The organism is Acinetobacter sp. CIP 64.2, from assembly GCF_000369645.1.
GTDB lineage: Bacteria > Pseudomonadota > Gammaproteobacteria > Pseudomonadales > Moraxellaceae > Acinetobacter.
The window spans coordinates 61,288-77,544 of the sequence record NZ_KB850121.1; the positions used below are offsets into that span (position 1 = coordinate 61,288).

At 43.8% G+C, this 16,257-nt stretch carries 12 protein-coding genes, 2 pseudogenes and 1 other annotated feature; of the genes and pseudogenes, 10 read left to right on the forward strand and 4 right to left on the reverse strand.

The window, feature by feature from the left end; all coding sequences use genetic code 11:
- Nucleotides 1-68: 68 nt before the first annotated feature.
- The gene (locus F895_RS15995; protein ID WP_005238990.1) at nt 69-1,412 is read right to left on the reverse strand and encodes a spinster family MFS transporter; all 1,344 of its coding nucleotides are present in this window, start codon (nt 1,410-1,412) and stop codon (nt 69-71) included.
- A 376-nt stretch (nt 1,413-1,788) separates the two neighbouring features.
- On the opposite strand from F895_RS15995, the gene F895_RS15990 reads away from it, so the two are divergent.
- The 3 genes and pseudogenes from F895_RS15990 (at nt 1,789) to F895_RS15980 (ending at nt 3,130) form a co-directional block, all read left to right on the forward strand.
- Complete coding sequence (locus F895_RS15990) at nt 1,789-2,193, forward strand: transposase family protein (protein WP_000669095.1); 405 nt, start codon at nt 1,789-1,791, stop codon at nt 2,191-2,193.
- 37 nt (nt 2,194-2,230) lie between these two features.
- A pseudogene (locus F895_RS19300) lies at nt 2,231-2,623 on the forward strand (transposase family protein); the annotation flags it as partial.
- Nucleotides 2,624-2,737: 114 nt separating this feature from the next.
- Complete coding sequence (locus F895_RS15980; protein ID WP_005238993.1) at nt 2,738-3,130, forward strand: hypothetical protein; 393 nt, start codon at nt 2,738-2,740, stop codon at nt 3,128-3,130.
- Nucleotides 3,131-3,195: 65 nt separating this feature from the next.
- Here F895_RS15980 and F895_RS15975 read toward each other — a convergent pair whose 3' ends face one another.
- Nucleotides 3,196-4,047 (reverse strand): LysR family transcriptional regulator, encoded by an 852-nt coding sequence (locus F895_RS15975; protein WP_005239005.1) that lies wholly within the window; start codon nt 4,045-4,047, stop codon nt 3,196-3,198.
- Nucleotides 4,048-4,168: 121 nt separating this feature from the next.
- Here F895_RS15975 and F895_RS15970 point away from each other — a divergent pair, with 121 nt between their 5' ends.
- Both F895_RS15970 and F895_RS15965 read left to right on the forward strand, forming a co-directional pair.
- Nucleotides 4,169-4,873, forward strand: coding sequence for an FMN-dependent NADH-azoreductase (locus tag F895_RS15970; RefSeq protein WP_005239007.1), 705 nt, complete (start codon nt 4,169-4,171; stop codon nt 4,871-4,873).
- 327 nt (nt 4,874-5,200) lie between these two features.
- Complete coding sequence (locus tag F895_RS15965; RefSeq protein ID WP_005239008.1) at nt 5,201-5,560, forward strand: C1 domain-containing protein; 360 nt, start codon at nt 5,201-5,203, stop codon at nt 5,558-5,560.
- A gap of 318 nt (nt 5,561-5,878) precedes the next feature.
- Here the strand turns inward: F895_RS15965 and F895_RS15960 are convergent, their stop codons facing one another.
- Nucleotides 5,879-7,246: a PQQ-dependent sugar dehydrogenase gene (locus F895_RS15960; RefSeq protein WP_005239010.1), complete on the reverse strand. Its 1,368-nt coding sequence runs from the start codon at nt 7,244-7,246 to the stop codon at nt 5,879-5,881.
- A gap of 173 nt (nt 7,247-7,419) precedes the next feature.
- On the opposite strand from F895_RS15960, the gene F895_RS15955 reads away from it, so the two are divergent.
- A complete protein-coding gene (locus F895_RS15955; RefSeq protein ID WP_026040229.1) occupies nt 7,420-7,944 on the forward strand; it encodes a GNAT family N-acetyltransferase in 525 nt (174 codons plus the stop codon).
- A 51-nt stretch (nt 7,945-7,995) separates the two neighbouring features.
- Here F895_RS15955 and F895_RS15950 read toward each other — a convergent pair whose 3' ends face one another.
- Nucleotides 7,996-9,027 (reverse strand): LysR family transcriptional regulator, encoded by a 1,032-nt coding sequence (locus F895_RS15950; RefSeq protein WP_005239016.1) that lies wholly within the window; start codon nt 9,025-9,027, stop codon nt 7,996-7,998.
- A 198-nt stretch (nt 9,028-9,225) separates the two neighbouring features.
- Here F895_RS15950 and F895_RS15945 point away from each other — a divergent pair, with 198 nt between their 5' ends.
- The 4 genes and pseudogenes from F895_RS15945 to F895_RS15925 form a co-directional block, all read left to right on the forward strand.
- Complete coding sequence (locus F895_RS15945) at nt 9,226-10,449, forward strand: efflux RND transporter periplasmic adaptor subunit (protein ID WP_005239018.1); 1,224 nt, start codon at nt 9,226-9,228, stop codon at nt 10,447-10,449.
- A 5-nt stretch (nt 10,450-10,454) separates the two neighbouring features.
- On the forward strand, nt 10,455-13,634 hold the full coding sequence (adeG, locus tag F895_RS15940; protein WP_005239020.1) for a multidrug efflux RND transporter permease subunit AdeG: 3,180 nt from the start codon (nt 10,455-10,457) through the stop codon (nt 13,632-13,634).
- Nucleotides 13,635-13,644: 10 nt separating this feature from the next.
- Nucleotides 13,645-14,991, forward strand: a pseudogene (locus F895_RS15935) (efflux transporter outer membrane subunit); the annotation flags it as partial.
- 50 nt (nt 14,992-15,041) lie between these two features.
- Nucleotides 15,042-16,257, forward strand: a protein-coding gene (locus F895_RS15925) for an IS3 family transposase (protein WP_228128852.1) whose coding sequence is annotated in 2 segments (ribosomal slippage) — nt 15,042-15,327 and nt 15,327-16,257 — 1,217 coding nt annotated over the 2 segments. Because the reading frame shifts where the segments join, the coding sequence is not laid out codon by codon here. This gene is flagged as partial in the annotation.
- Nucleotides 15,317-15,433 (forward strand) — a sequence feature (AL1L pseudoknot). Its footprint overlaps the gene before it by 117 nt.

Genomic DNA, 16,257 nt, shown 5'->3' on the forward strand with positions numbered 1-16,257 from the left:
ATCAACCAAAGCAAGCACAAAGCCCATTACCATGAATGGGCCTGTGACCTACTCAGTGCAGCATCAAATCAAGATGCATGTTCCTGCTGCATACTGTCACTAAATGCCTGACAGCCTTTTTTCAATAGGATAAAGGCCAACACACAAGAAATCGTGCCCACAATCGACAGTGACATGCCGACCATGAGCGGATTTTCAAACACCTTATCGGTAATGAGTGCTACTAATGTGGTGCCAATCCCAACGGCAACCAGATTACTGATCAATAGGAATACCGCTGAGATTTGTGCGCGTAACTGGTTCGGCGCCAACATTTGCATGGCCGTGGTTGAAATCGGCATCGGGAATGAAGCAAAGAACATCGCAGGTACGAGGAAAACCACTGATAGCCATAGTTCATTGACTTGAGTAAAGATCATGATTGGTAAAATTAACCCGATAATACCAATCACACCTGTAATCATCGGGGCATCCTTACGGCCTTTTTGAATAAACCAGTCATTCAGCCAGCCTGCACAAAACACACCCAGAATATTAGCCACCAATAACACGCTACCCAGCATATAGCCCGCTTCGGTCGGTGTTAAACCAAACTTACGCATATAGAACGCAGGTGACCAACTGATCAGGCAATACAACGCCATCGCATAGAAAGTAAAACCTAAGTAGTGACATTTGAAGGTGCGACCATGCTTTTTAATAAACTTGAAAGCATCCTTCATACTGGTCTTTTCGACTTGTCCGACTGCATTGAGACGCTGACCTTTACGTTGTGGCTCTCTCACGGTGAGTAAAACCAATAGACCAATAAAGACACCCGGTAGACCCACAATAATAAAGGCCGCTTGCCATGCTTTAAGCGCACCAAAAACTGGAACCATGATGCTATCCATATTTTTCAGTAAGCCAATCACATAGCCGCCAACCAGAAAAGCGATCCCGCCACCAACAAAAGAACCAATCGAATACACTGCAACAGCACGCCCCAGCTTATCCTTACTAAACATATCGCTAAACATTGAATAGGCTGCTGGAGATAAAGCAGCTTCACCTACTCCGACGCCCATGCGACTCAAAAATAGTTGCAGAAAGTTTTTACTCAGCCCACAGAATGCCGTTGCAATACTCCAAAAGACCACCCCGATGGCAATGATTTTTGGTCGTGAAAAACGGTCTGCCAGATAGGCCAAAGGTAAGCCCATAAAGGCATAAAACAGTGAAAAAGCCAAACCGTGTAATAAACTAAACTGCGTATCTGAAAGTCCGAGATCTGCTTTAATCGGCTCGATCATCAGCGCCAGTATTTGCCGATCAATAAATGAAAAGATATAAGCCAGCATGCAGAGCAAAACCACATACCATGCATAGAGATTTGATTGAGCTGGTTTCAGCTCAGTTGAATGCGTATCCATTGTTCTTCCTTGTCCATGCCATTTTTCTAATCCATTTGCCTATTGAAAGTTCAGAAGACCAGTACTCATCCCCTGTTCTGGTCAATTTTCAACAAGCATTTACCTTCTCTTATGATTATTATTTTTACATGTAATTTTCCATAATATTTAAGGTATATAGTCATACCTTTTTTGAGCTATGGTTTTTGGCTATTATTTTCTAGCACTCAAAATACAATTTAAGCCTATGATAAAACAAATATTTCTTATATTATCTCGCTAAACTCCACTTTAGTTCTAACCATTCAGCAGACTTCCGTCATAAATCAAAAAACGTACAATTTATTTGATCTTAAATTAATCAGCAAAATTATTTAATTCAAGAGATAATCCTTGGATGAAATTCAAAGATATTCAAAAATTATCAAACGTTAAGTTTCGTAGGCTTACCGGTGTTAGTTGGGCTACATTTAACCTCATGTTGGCCGAGCTAAATAAGCATTTACCTCGTCATATTGGTAAAGGACGACCGCATAAATTACCGTTGGAAGATCGTTTGCTCTTATGTATAGAATATTGGAGAGAATATCGAACATTTTTCCATCTTGGTATGAGTTACGGTGTATCTGAAACGAGTGCAATTCGTATCACACGTGTTATTGAAGATACCTTAATCCGTTCTGGAAAATTCAACTTGCCAAAACAACTTCCTAATCGAGATGAAGTGGATTGGGAAGTTGTTGTGATTGATGCCACTGAAATATTAGTTCAACGTCCAAAAAAAACAGAAGAAATGGTATAGCGGTAAAAAAAAGCGACATACCTTTAAATTTCAGCTATCTATGCACTATATAACAGGTGAAATACTGAGTGTATGTGGAAGTCATGGAAGCATGCATGATTTTAAAATATTTAAAAAAAGCATGAGGAAATTAAAATTTAAGCCCTTTTTTATCGTTGATAAGGGTTATTTAGGGATAAAGAAATTGGGTTTTGGATGCCTCATGCCATCTAAAGCAAAGAAAACTGAAAAACTAGATTCTGAATTAAAAAAGTTAAATAAAGAGATTGGTCGTAGACGAATTCAAGTAGAGCATGTATTTGGAAGGATGAAATGTTTTAAGATTTTATCTTGTGTATATAGAAATCGTCGTAAAAGATTAAACCTGCGGTTTAATTTACTTGCTGGCATATACAATTTAGATTGGGTGAAAGATAAACAATTAAATTGATTGAAAAATGATTTATGAAGGAAGTCTAGCGAATAATTTAATTTAAAATTATATTGAATTTTACATTTATTTTTGGTTTAAAATAAACTCAGTATATTCTCAATGGAAATGAATATGGCCCTTGTAAAAGAACAAGCAATCGAAAGCATTCATAGCATGCACGTGCTGATTGAAAACATTTTTAGTGGCAAACATGCTGAACAGGACCTTCCCCGACTGATCGCCTATTTTGCTGATCATTTTGAAATGGTCGGTGCGGCAGGCAAGCGTATTTCACTCGAACAGGTAAAAGGCTTATTTGCCAATAATCAGGGCAAAATACCCGATATCCAGATTGAAATCTATGACGAACAGGTCTTGATGCAAAAGCCCGATGCAATTGTGCTGACCTATACGGAAAAGCATAGCAAAGCCTCTGGTGTTCTGATTCGACGCTCATGCGCACTCATTGAAGAGATTGATGGCAAAATGCTGTGGAGTTATCTGCAAGAAACCTTCTTGCCATAAAACCACGCCCTGCTTGTCGCAGCTGACTCAGTATGGCATCCAAACGCCGTACTGAAGCAGCTCGATTATTGATTTAACTTTTGCGTGAGCCATGCAATAAAATCATTCATTTTTTGATGGTGAATATTTTCTTTATTTGGAATGTAATAGCAGAGATCAGATTGAATTGACTGGGTCTGACATTGCTGGATCTGTTGCTGTTTCAGTAATCGGTTCATCAAGGTACTAGAAGCAAATACCCAGCCATTTCCTGCCAATGCCTCCTGAATGCCAAATAGCTCTTGATCAAAGCTTTTCACCACAATCTTCGATAAGGCGATACCATTTTGCCTACACCATTGTTCTAAGGGTGGTGCGGCCAAAGCTTTATTTTTCCAAGCCGTGGTAAAAACAACAAGTGGCGCATCATTCGCGTTTAACAGATCGATCTGCTGTCTGCCGTATAGATTAAATGTTTCGTAGCGAATAATTTCAGACGCTGGAACAGCCGCGATATTGCCCAACCGAATCGATAAATGATAGAGCTGATTGTCTAATGCTTCCCCTGTGGAAACTTCAACCGAAAGCTCTGGACGGTGTTCTGAAAATTCATGCAATGCCGGAATTAAAACCAGTGCTGCCAATGAAGAGGTAGTACTTATGCGAATCGCATGGCTGACCCGCCCCAGCTCATCTACAGCATCCTCAATTGTCCTGAATCCTGCAGAAATTTGCTTTGCTAATCTCTCTCCGACTTCTGTGAGTACAATTTTTCTGACTTCTCTGTGGAATAAATCCACATTGAACCGCGCTTCAAGATTCGCAATATGATGCGAAATTGCTGTCGGTGTCAGTGCAAGCTCTTCAGCCGCCAATTTAAAACTGCCTAAACGGGCAGCTGATTCAAATGCTTTTAATGCTGGTAATGAAACTTGCATTGTTCACTCCCCAAAACATATAGATGAAATAAAATCATCTATAACTGTAATTTACTCGTTTGTCGAGGGAGATTTTTAATTTCAAAATGAGTGCTTGTTTAACGCCTAAAGGTCATTTTAAATGAGCACAATATTACATATCGATGCCAGTATTCGTAACATAACCAATCCAAACCCAAGTCATAATTCTATTTCAAAGAATATTGCCCATCGCTTTATCCAGACTTGGGAAAAACATTCCCTTATAGATGAATATATCTATCGTGATATCGGTATTAATCCACCACCTTTTATTACTCAAGCATGGATGGGAGCAGCATTTACACCAGAAGAAAAAAGAACCACTGAACAAAAGGAACTCTTAACGCTTTCAGATCAACTGATTGCTGAAATTGTCGTGGCTGACCTGATTGTCATTTCCTCACCGATGTACAACTATGGCATGCCTGCTCAGTTAAAAGCATGGTTTGATCAAATCGCCCGAGTGAATAAGACCTTTGATTTTGATCTTTCGCGGGGCGATTTCCCATTACAACCGCTTTTATCAGGAAAAACACTGGTCATTATTAGCTCTAGTGGGGAATTTGGTTTTGAAAAAGGTGGGATTAGAGAACAAATGAGTCATCTGGTTCCACACCTATATACAGTCAGCAAATATTTAGGTGTAGAAAAAATCTATGAAATTGCAGCTGAATATCAGGAATTTGCTGATGATCGGCATCTAAAGTCTCTAGCAAATGCTTATCTACAGGCTGAAGAGCTGGCTTTTCAACTCAGCCATTTTTCACATAAAACAGTCGAATTGAAGAAAGCCATTCATACTTAATCTGCTTAGTGCTCCCTCATAAGGATTTGATTTTGAAGAATAAGAAATCCCATTCCACCTTATTCTTCTTAACTCAATTAAGCTCAACTACAGCAGACGCTAATGATAGAAAAATTCATCATCTGGATGGCACAGCAAAGCCAAAAGCATTTACATGAACTATAAATACTTATGTCATTGTTCCGCTAGAATCAAAACTGTAAAGTGATGTTGTCAATTGCCTTCAGCACAAACATATTTTCTCCTAAAGTATAATGTAGACTCACTGCTCTGACTAAGCAAAATCAACTTAGTCACCCAATCAAGAAAGACAGGATAGATCGTTTTATGGAAAAACCAATCGTATGCCCTAAATGTGGTTCGACTGAAATTGAAACACGTAATCATGACAAATTACTAAGAACAACAGGTGGCGTGTTACTGATGGCCGCAGGAACAACGGCTGGGACTGTTGGTGGTGCAGCAAGTGGTGCTTCTGTTGGCGCAGCGATTGGCACCGTTGCTGGTCCTTTAGGTGTAATTGTTGGTGGAACGGTTGGAACCTTTGTCGGTGCGATCAGCGCAGGCATTACTGGTGGTGTTGTGGGTAATATTTTTGGGAAAAAGGCAGGCGTCATGGTCGACAAGAATATTTTTCAGGATTATCGCTGTCTGAAATGTAACTATCGTTTTAAACAAAAGAAATAATCTGCCCACTTCAATTCAGGTCTGGAAAATACGTTTTTCAGACCTTTTCCAAAACCTAAGCAATCCCTATTCCCTGTATCGACACTACTCAGATCAGCTAAAATGGATCGTTCAAGCATTTCTACGATAAAAAAAATCCCAAACTCTTGGGGAAGAGTATGGGACTACGATATTAACTATCGTGAATAGTGTTATTTATATCACACATTTAATTGAAAAATACAGAATAAGTCACAAAAACAATACATAACTGTCTACCCAACAGTTGAAGATGAGTGAGCCAGACTACATCTAATGCGAGAATTTGCATCTTTAATGTTATTTTAAAGCATTGGTTTTGTGTTCCTGCATCGGGCTTTCATAAGTCGTTTGAGCAATCGGTGATACACGCCAAACCGTATTCCCAACATCATCAGCCACTAAAAGCGCACCCGAAAAATCGATTGCAACACCAACTGGTCGTCCATAGGCTTGTCCTTTGTCACTTAAAAAACCTGTCAACACATCTTGCGGTTCACCATCAGGTTGACCACTTCTAAACGGCACAAAAATCACCTTATAACCACTATGGGGTTTACGGTTCCATGAACCATGTTGACCAATGAATGCCCCACCTCGATACTGTGGCATCAATTCAGTCGCATAAAATGCTAAACCTAAAGATGCGGTATGATTGCCCAAGGCATAATCTGGTTTAAGTGCATGGGCTACCCTCTCAGGATTTTGTGGTTTTACCCGTGTATCGATATGCTGCCCATAATAACTATAGGGCCAACCATAGAATCCACCATCTTTGACTGAGGTCATATAGTCTGGTACTAAATCATTGCCCAATTCATCACGCTCATTCACAACCGTCCAAAGCTGGCCGCCTTGAGGTTGCCAGCCCATACCATTCGGGTTACGCAAGCCTGTGGCAAAAGGTCGTGCTTTAGCCGTTGCAATATCAAACTCCAGAATCTGTGCCCGACCAACCTCTTTGTCTAATCCGTTCTCGGCCACATTGCTATTTGAACCCACCGAAATATATAGCTTTGTCCCTGCTGGATTTGCAATTACATTTTTGGTCCAATGATGATTGAGTTTGCCCGCAGGAAGATCCAAGACTTTTGTGCCCTGCGCCGTAATCTTAGTTACACCATCCTGATAAGGAAAACGCAGGAGTGCATCAGTATTCGCCACGTAAAGTGCATTGCCAACCAAAGCCATCCCAAAAGGAGAATTCAAATTCTCCAGAAAGATGCTATTGGTATCTGCAATCCCATCACCATTGGTATCACGCAGTAAACGAATACGATTGGCGCTTGGCAAGGATGCCCCTGCGCGTTGCATCACCTTTTTCGCAATTTTGCCACGAATCCCTTTGCTATCATCCGGCTTAGGCGGTGCGTCAGTTTCAGCCACCAACACATCACCATTCGGTAATACATAGAGCCAACGTGGATGATCAAGTCCTTGAGCAAAAGGCTGAACTTTTAAACCTTCTGCTGGCGTCGGCATCACACCCTTCGGCCAACCTTTAGCTGGGGCAATATTGACGGTCGGCACTAAACTCGATTGAGGTTCTGGTAATACCGGTTGAGGGCCATAACTGGCGGTAATGGGAGACTGAGATGATGGGGTACACCCTGAAAAAGTCAGCACAAGACTTGAAGCTAAAATAGAATAGATACATCGAATCAACATTATCAATTGTCCTTTTTTTTTATCACATACACCAGATTAATTCGATGTAAGATAGAGAAACAGTAGATTTGCTTAACAGATTGTTTCTTAGGTAAATCAACGATATTCTTTACCTTCATACATGTATTCCTTCCAATTTACCATCATCCAACGTTAGAGGAAAAAATATCAATATTATTTTAAGACCACTGCAATATTCAGAAATTGACCTGATCTGGCAACAGATTAGTCGACGCGAATTGATTACCCAAAACTACGTAAAACAGTCTCTGCAATTAGAAGACTGCTTTTATGACGTACAACAATGGGATGATTACCATCTCCAATACGATCCGCCTAAATTAAAACAGCTCTATCAGCAAAAAGCCGAATTGATGGGCGCTTTTGATCTAAATGGACAAATGCTGGGGATCTCTGCGGTCTCGAATCAAATCATTCATGACTATCCAGATGCCAAACTATTGCATTACTTTTATGTCGATGCCGATCATCAAGGTCAAGGGATCGGTACACAGCTAATGCAAGCTGCAAAAACATCTGCAAATTGCCTCGGGGCTAAGCAGCTATATATTTCAGCAACACCCAGCAAGAGAACCGTTGATTTTTATATGAAATACGGCGCTAAACTGTTAGACCATCCAGATCAGCAGTTATGGCAATTGGAGCCTGAAGATATTCATTTGCTTTGTGAAATCTAGGTCAAATAAAACTCAATGAATAGCCCTTACTCATTGAGTTTTCATATTTTATTAAGTCTTTAAGGCACGTGCTTCTGCAATATTATGCTGCTCTACCAACGTCCGAATGGTATATTCATGATTGGTTTTCTGGTCACAGGCAAACTCACATTTTTGATCCAACGGCAATGCGCTACCACCAAGTAGTGGACAGCCTGCAAACAGCTCCGCGACCCAATCAACAAAGACTCTGACTTTTTGAGATAAATGACGACTCTGTAAATACACCACAGAAATCGGCATTGGCGCAGGCGTCCATTTTGGTAATACTTCCTTTAAAGTTCCCGCCTCAAAATGATTGGTCAGCATATAGCGTGGACCCTGAATTAAGCCAAAGCCTTGTAAGGCCAAGTCGATATAAGCATCGCCATCATTGACAGACACCTGTCCGTTAACACTGACACTCTGGATCAGGTCGTCGACCACAAAATCCCAGTCAAAATTACGTCCTGTACGACTGGAGAAGAAATGAATGGCTTGGTGATTTTTTTGTAAATCTTCAAGGGTCTTCGGTTCACCATATTTTTCTAAATAACATGCCGATGCGGCTGTTGCACACTGAAACGTGCCAATACGGCGGGCAATCAAACTCGAGTCCTGTAACTCGCCCACCCGAATCGCGCAATCCACTGCCTCACCAACCAAGTCTACAGGCCGATCATTCATACCTATGACTAAATCAATATCAGGATAACGTTGATGAAACTCTCTTAACCTTGGAATTAAAATCAAACGACCAATCGAGACAGGCACATCAATCCTTAGACGCCCTCTTGGGCCTCGCTCCTCATCATGAAAGGACGCCTCAATATCTTCAACATCCGCCAGAATTCTCAGACTACGGTCATAATAGACTGCACCATCGGGGGTTAAACTGAGCTTGCGGGTGGTTCGATTCAGTAAGCGAACCTGCAAATGTTTTTCCAAGCCCTGAATGGTCGTAGTCACTGAAGCACGTGGTAGCCCCAGACTGTCGGCAGCCAGACTAAAGCTGTTGGTTTCGACCACTTTATTGAAAACTCTCATTGCATGAAATAGATCCACAGGCCCACTCCTGAATTGATGTGTTTTTTCAGTTCCACACAACAATTGTTATAAAAATACGAATAGTGTTATCAAATTTAGTATATTTATTCACAATTGACAAACTTTTATGCTCCTTTCATTCCATAAACCTGTTTCTCCCATACAGACCACAACAAAAAGTCTGAAAACAGGGATTCAAATAACCAGGAGCATCCCATGTCAATTTCTCGCAAACAGCTGACGCTGTCTGCCGTCATTCTTGCTATTTTTGCAACGGGTGGCAGTTTTATTCTCTTCCAAGAAAATGCAGATGCCAAAGCCACCCCAACAGCAGCTGCACCTCCTGCTGCAACCGTTGATGTCGCCCGTGTTATCAGTCAGACCATCACCGACTGGCAAGAATATTCAGGGCGGCTTGAAGCCATTGATCAGGTCGACGTTCGTCCCCAAGTTTCAGGCAAACTCATTGCCGTTCACTTCAAAGATGGTAGCTTGGTTAACAAAGGAGATTTATTATTCACCATTGACCCGCGTCCTTTTGAAGCCGAGCTAAATCTCGCCAAAGCGCAACTGGCTTCTGCTGAAGCACAAGTGACTTATACTTCTGCAAACCTAGACCGAAACCAGCGCTTAATTCAAAGTAACGCGATTGCCCATCAAGAGCTTGATCAGGCGCAAAATGAAGCACGCTCAGCCAATGCCAACTTGCAAGCTGCCAAAGCCGCTGTCGAAACTGCCCGTTTAAATCTGGAATATACTCGTATTACCGCACCTGTTAGTGGGCGTATTTCCCGTGCCGAAGTCACGGTGGGTAATGTGGTTTCAGCAGGCAATGGCGCACAGGTACTGACCAGTTTGGTTTCGGTGTCACGTCTGTATGCTTCTTTCGATGTCGATGAACAGACTTATTTAAGATACATCAGCAATCAACGCAATTCAGCCCAAGTTCCTGTCTATTTAGGTCTTGCCAATGAGTCTGGTTTTAGCCGTGAAGGTTATATCAGTTCGATCGACAATAATTTAAATACCACCTCAGGCACCATCCGTGTCCGCGCCACCTTTGATAATCCTAAAGGGGTGATGCTTCCTGGACTGTATGCCCGCATTCGTCTGGGTGGTGGGCAACCTCGCGCAGCAATTCTGATTAGCCCGACTGCGATTGGTGTCGATCAGGATAAACGTTTTGTGGTAGTGGTTGATACGAAAAACCAAACCGCATATCGTGAAGTAAAACTCGGCGCGCAACAAGACGGCCTACAAATCATCAATAGCGGTCTGCAAGTGGGTGACCGCATTGTGGTGAATGGTTTACAACGTATTCGTCCGGGTGATCCAGTCAGTGCACATCTCGTGCCTATGCCGAATCCTCAAATCATCACCGATAACACAGCACAACAACCTCAGCCTACAGATAAAACCCCAACTTCGGCAAAAGGTTAATCCGCATGAATATTTCTAAATTTTTTATTGATCGCCCGATCTTTGCTGGGGTGCTGTCCGTCCTGATTCTATTGGCGGGCTTACTCTCTGTTTTCCAATTGCCGATTTCTGAATACCCCGAAGTGGTACCACCTTCGGTGGTGGTACGTGCCCAATATCCGGGTGCCAATCCCAAAGTGATTGCTGAAACGGTTGCTTCGCCTTTGGAGGAATCCATCAACGGCGTTGAGAACATGCTGTATATGCAGTCTCAGGCCAACAGCGATGGCAACCTGACCATTACTGTCAATTTCAAGCTTGGCATTGATCCCGACAAAGCACAGCAACTGGTTCAAAACCGAGTTTCTCAAGCTTTGCCGCGCTTGCCCGAAGATGTACAACGTCTTGGTGTGACCACGCTAAAAAGCTCGCCAACCTTAACCATGGTGGTGCATCTGACCTCACCCGATAATCGCTATGACATGACCTACTTGCGTAACTATGCCGTACTCAATGTCAAAGACCGTCTGGCACGCCTGCAAGGTGTCGGTGAAGTGGGCCTGTTTGGTTCGGGTGACTATGCCATGCGCGTATGGTTAGATCCACAAAAGGTGGCACAACGCAATCTCACTGCCACTGAAATCGTCAATGCGATTCGTGAACAGAATATTCAGGTTGCCGCAGGAACCATTGGTGCAGCGCCGAACAATTCACCTTTACAGCTCTCGGTGAATGCGCAAGGTCGTTTAAGTACTGAACAGGAATTTGCCGATATTATTTTAAAAACGGCAGCAGATGGTGCAGTGACGCGTTTGGGTGATGTCGCGCGTGTTGAACTTGCCGCTTCACAATATGGCTTGCGTTCATTACTGGACAATAAACAGGCGGTGGCGATTCCAATTTTCCAAGCACCGGGGGCCAATGCCTTACAGGTCTCTGACCAAGTGCGTAGCACCATGGCGGAACTGTCCAAAGATTTTCCAACCTCAATTAAATACGACATCGTTTACGACCCGACCCAATTCGTACGCTCAAGTATCAAAGCGGTGATTCATACCCTGCTTGAAGCGATTGCACTGGTGGTTGTGGTGGTGATCCTGTTCTTACAAACATGGCGTGCCTCAATCATTCCTTTACTGGCCGTGCCTGTTTCCATCATTGGTACTTTCGCCTTGATGCTGGCCTTTGGTTATTCCATCAATGCCCTGTCACTGTTCGGGATGGTACTCGCCATCGGGATTGTGGTCGATGACGCCATCGTGGTGGTCGAGAACGTCGAAAGGAATATTGAAGCAGGACTCAGTCCAAGAGATGCCACCTACCGTGCCATGCGTGAAGTCAGTGGACCGATTATTGCCATTGCTTTAACACTGGTTGCCGTGTTCGTCCCTCTCGCTTTTATGACAGGGTTAACAGGGCAATTCTATAAGCAATTCGCCATGACCATTGCCATCTCCACCGTGATTTCGGCCTTCAACTCACTCACCTTGTCTCCTGCTTTGGCCGCCATGTTGCTGAAAGGCCATGATGCCAAACCAGACTTCCTGACTCGCGTGATGAACCGTGTTTTCGGACGCTTCTTTGCCTTGTTTAACCGCGTATTCTCACGTGCATCGGATCAATATGGTCGTGGCGTTAGTCGGGTGATTTCCCATAAAGCCTCAGCGATGGGTGTTTATGCAGCTTTACTTGGGCTAACGATTGGTATTTCTTATATCGTTCCGGGTGGCTTTGTACCCGCACAAGATAAGCAATACCTGATCAGCTTTGCCCAGTTACCCAATGGTGCCTCACTGGATCGAACCGAAACCGTAATTCGTAAAATGAGTGATGCAGCACTGAAACAGCCCGGTGTCGAAAGTGCGGTGGCTTTCCCTGGCCTATCCATTAATGGTTTTACCAACAGTTCCAGTGCAGGGATTGTATTTGTGACTTTAAAACCATTTGCGCAACGTAAAGCAGCCGATCTATCTGCCAATGCCATTGCTGGTGCTTTGAATCAGAAATACGCCGCGATTCAAGATGCTTATATTGCGGTATTCCCGCCACCACCGGTGATGGGTCTCGGCACCATGGGAGGCTTTAAACTGCAGCTCGAAGATCGCGGTGCTTTAGGCTATGCCGAGTTAAATAACGCAGCCCAATCCTTTATGAAGGCAGCACAATCTGCACCTGAATTGGGACCGATGTTCTCCAGTTATCAAATCAATGTACCGCAACTGAATGTTGATCTGGATCGGGTCAAAGCCAAGCAGCAAGGCGTTGCGGTGACCGATGTATTTAGCACCATGCAGATTTACCTCGGTTCACAATATGTGAATGACTTTAACCGCTTTGGTCGTGTCTATCAGGTTCGTGCCCAAGCCGATGCACCATTCCGTGCCAATCCTGAAGATATTTTACAGCTTAAAACCCGTAACAATGCAGGACAAATGGTACCGCTGTCTTCTCTGGTCAATGTCACTCAAACCTATGGTCCAGAAATGGTGGTGCGCTATAACGGCTATACCGCAGCGGATATTAATGGTGGCCCTGCACCGGGTTATTCATCCAGTCAAGCCGAAGCTGCAGTTGAGCGGATTGCCGCTGAAACCTTGCCACGTGGGGTGAAATTTGAATGGACTGACCTGACCTATCAAAAGATCTTGGCCGGTAATGCCGGATTGTGGGTGTTCCCGATCAGTGTATTGCTAGTGTTCTTGGTTTTGGCAGCGCAATATGAAAGCCTGACCTTACCATTGGCTGTGATTTTAATTGTACCAATGGGTATCTTGGCGGCACTGACCGGGGTTTGGCTCACAGGCGGTGATAACAACATCTTTACCCAGATTGGCTTGATGGTACTGGTCGGACTGGCCTGTAAGAATGCCATCTTGATCGTGGAATTTGCCCGAGAACTGGAAATGCAGGGCGCGACTGCATTCAATGCTGCAGTTGAAGCCAGCCGTTTACGTCTGCGTCCGATCTTGATGACTTCAATCGCCTTCATTATGGGTGTGGTTCCACTGGTCACATCAACAGGCGCAGGTGCTGAAATGCGCCATGCCATGGGCGTTGCGGTGTTCTTTGGCATGATTGGGGTGACCTTCTTTGGTTTATTCCTGACCCCTGCCTTCTATGTGTTGATTCGTACTCTGAACAGCAAACATAAACTGCATTCGGCAGCGGTGCATGAAGCACCACTGCACAGTTCACACGATCACTGAGGAGCAGGATATGACAGGATTCAAACCACACTGGATACTCTCCTCACTAATGGGAAGCCTGCTGCTTGCAGGCTGCTCATTGGCACCTGAATATCAGCCGGCCAAGGTGATTATTCCACTGCAATTTAAAGAAGCGGATGCCCAATTGAATGATTCCAACTGGAGCGTCGCACAACCTTCCGATGCGCAGTCTCGCGGTGAATGGTGGCGGATTTTTAATGATCCGCAATTGAATGATCTGGAACAACAGGCCATTGCCGGTAACCAGAATTTAAAGGTCGCAGTAGCCAATATTCAGGCATCACGCGCCCTGAGGTCTGCTGCACAAGCTGAACACCTACCCAGTATTGGCGCAGGTTTTGGCCCGACCCGTCAGAAGCCCTCACCTGCGTCTTTAGGACTTGATTCGGATGCATCCACATCTGCACGTACCTTATGGCGGGCACAAGCCAATGTCTCCTATGAACTGGATCTATTTGGACGGATTGCCAGTAGTGTCAATGCAGCAACGGCTGATGTACAGCAACAGGAAGCCTTGTATCATTCTGCACTGTTAGCATTGCAAGCCGATGTTGCTCAAGCTTATTTTCTGATTCGTCAATTCGATGCCGAACAAGCCATCTATACACAAAATATCAAGCTGCTCACGGAAACACGCAATTTGATTCAAGCACGCTATCGCAATGGCTTAGTTAGTGATCTAGACGTTTCACGTGCGCAAACGGAACTCTCGACCGCGCAAAGCAATGCACTCAGCATTGCACGAAGTCGAGCCAATACCGAACATGCATTGGCGGTATTACTTGGTAAACCCCCTGCTGATTTCAGCTTAGCGATTCAACCATTGTCTGCTACTGCGATTCGCCTGCCTGCGGGTTTACCGTCGACGCTGCTTGAACGTCGTCCTGACATTGCTGCCGCAGAACGCGCGATGGCAGCCAATAATGCACGCATCGGTATTGCCCGTGCTGCCTTTTTCCCCAAACTGGATCTCACTGGTGCGCTGGGTTATGAATCAGCAAGTTTAGGAGATTTGGGTAAATGGTCGAGTCGAACTTTTTTACTCGGCCCTGTTGCGGGCACAATTTTGTCTTTACCACTCTTTGACGGCGGACAACGTAAGGCAGGGGTTGCTCAGGCACGTGCAGGCTATGAACAAAGTGTCGCCAATTATCGACAGACCGTGCTGAATGCTTTCCGTGAGGTTGAAAATGGTTTGTCTGATCAGCGTATTCTGGATCAGCAAATACAGGCTCAGGGTCAAGCACTTGCCTCATCCCAACATGCCAATCAGCTCTCACATTTGCGTTATCGTGAAGGGAGTATCAGCTATCTGGATGTGATTGATTCTGATCGGTGAACCGTACCGGGTTTGTCGGAGACTCAATATTCTGAGAGACTATTCCGATGAAAAAACCAAACTATACCCCCGAAATTAGAGAAAGAGCGGTTCAATTACTAATTGAATCTGAAAAAGATTATCCATCGAATTGGGCAGCAGTTTCCGCAATTGCTCCTAAAATTGGCTGTACTCCTGAAACACTTCGTGTTTGGTATCAAAAATACTTAGATCAACAAAATCCCGCCAAAGTACAACAGGTATCTGACCAAGAAAAAATGAAGCAAATGGAACGTGAAATTAAAGAATTAAAACGTGCCAATGAAATTCTACGTAAAGCAGCCGCTTTTTTCGCCCAGGCGGAGCTCGACCGCCCACACAAATAATGGTGGATTTTATCCATAACAATAAGGCGTTATATGGTGTTGAAGCGATTTGTAGAATTTTACCGATTGCAGCTTCGACCTATTATCGGGCTTTAGATTTCGTTGATAACCCAGAACATCGAGCGAAACGTGCTCTGCATGATTTACATCATGCAGAGCAAATCAAACGTATTTGGAAAGAAAGTTCAGGTCGATATGGTGTACGTAAAGTTTGGCAAAAATTGAAACGTGAGGGTTATGTTATTGCACGTTGTACAGTTGCTCGATTGATGCAAAAGCTAGGTATACAAGGTGTTTGGCGTGGTAAGAATAAACAAACCACCCGTAGCCGAGATGATCAAAAACGAGCAGATGATTTAGTGAAACGGAATTTTAGTGCTGATCGACCTGACCAATTATGGGTCAGTGACTTTACGTATATTCAAACACATTCAGGCTGGGTCTATACCGCCTTTATTATTGATGTGTTCTCACGAGCAATTGTTGGATGGAAAGTATCTACACGGATGAATACAGATATGGTGCTCGATGCATTGGAGCAAGCATTGCACGATCGAGGCATGCCAAAGAATGTGATTCATCATTCCGATAGAGGTGTTCAATATCTTTCTATTCGCTATACCAATCGTTTAGATGCTGCAAATTTACGAGCATCAGTCGGTACGACAGGTGATTCATACGATAATGCTCTGGCTGAAACGGTGAATGGCTTATACAAAACAGAGGTGATTGAATATTTAAAAGCAGATTGGCAAGGTTTAGCAGATGTACAACTTGCGACACTAAACTGGGTAGATTGGTTCAATAAAAAGCGTGTACACAGTGCACTGGGTTATGTATCGCCTTTTGAGTTTGAAGCAATGTACTATGATAAGATTAACCCGTTAGGTCAGGTGGC

Bases quoted from the DNA above. Each gene is read 5' to 3' on its own strand.
- F895_RS15995 (WP_005238990.1), bottom strand. From the start codon at position 1,412: ATGGATACGCATTCAACTGAGCTGAAACCAGCTCAATCAAATCTCTAT.
- F895_RS15990 (WP_000669095.1), top strand. From the start codon at position 1,789: ATGAAATTCAAAGATATTCAAAAATTATCAAACGTTAAGTTTCGTAGG.
- F895_RS15980 (WP_005238993.1), top strand. From the start codon at position 2,738: ATGGCCCTTGTAAAAGAACAAGCAATCGAAAGCATTCATAGCATGCAC.
- F895_RS15975 (WP_005239005.1), bottom strand. From the start codon at position 4,047: ATGCAAGTTTCATTACCAGCATTAAAAGCATTTGAATCAGCTGCCCGT.
- F895_RS15970 (WP_005239007.1), top strand. From the start codon at position 4,169: ATGAGCACAATATTACATATCGATGCCAGTATTCGTAACATAACCAAT.
- F895_RS15965 (WP_005239008.1), top strand. From the start codon at position 5,201: ATGGAAAAACCAATCGTATGCCCTAAATGTGGTTCGACTGAAATTGAA.
- F895_RS15960 (WP_005239010.1), bottom strand. From the start codon at position 7,246: ATGTTGATTCGATGTATCTATTCTATTTTAGCTTCAAGTCTTGTGCTG.
- F895_RS15945 (WP_005239018.1), top strand. From the start codon at position 9,226: ATGTCAATTTCTCGCAAACAGCTGACGCTGTCTGCCGTCATTCTTGCT.
- adeG (WP_005239020.1), top strand. From the start codon at position 10,455: ATGAATATTTCTAAATTTTTTATTGATCGCCCGATCTTTGCTGGGGTG.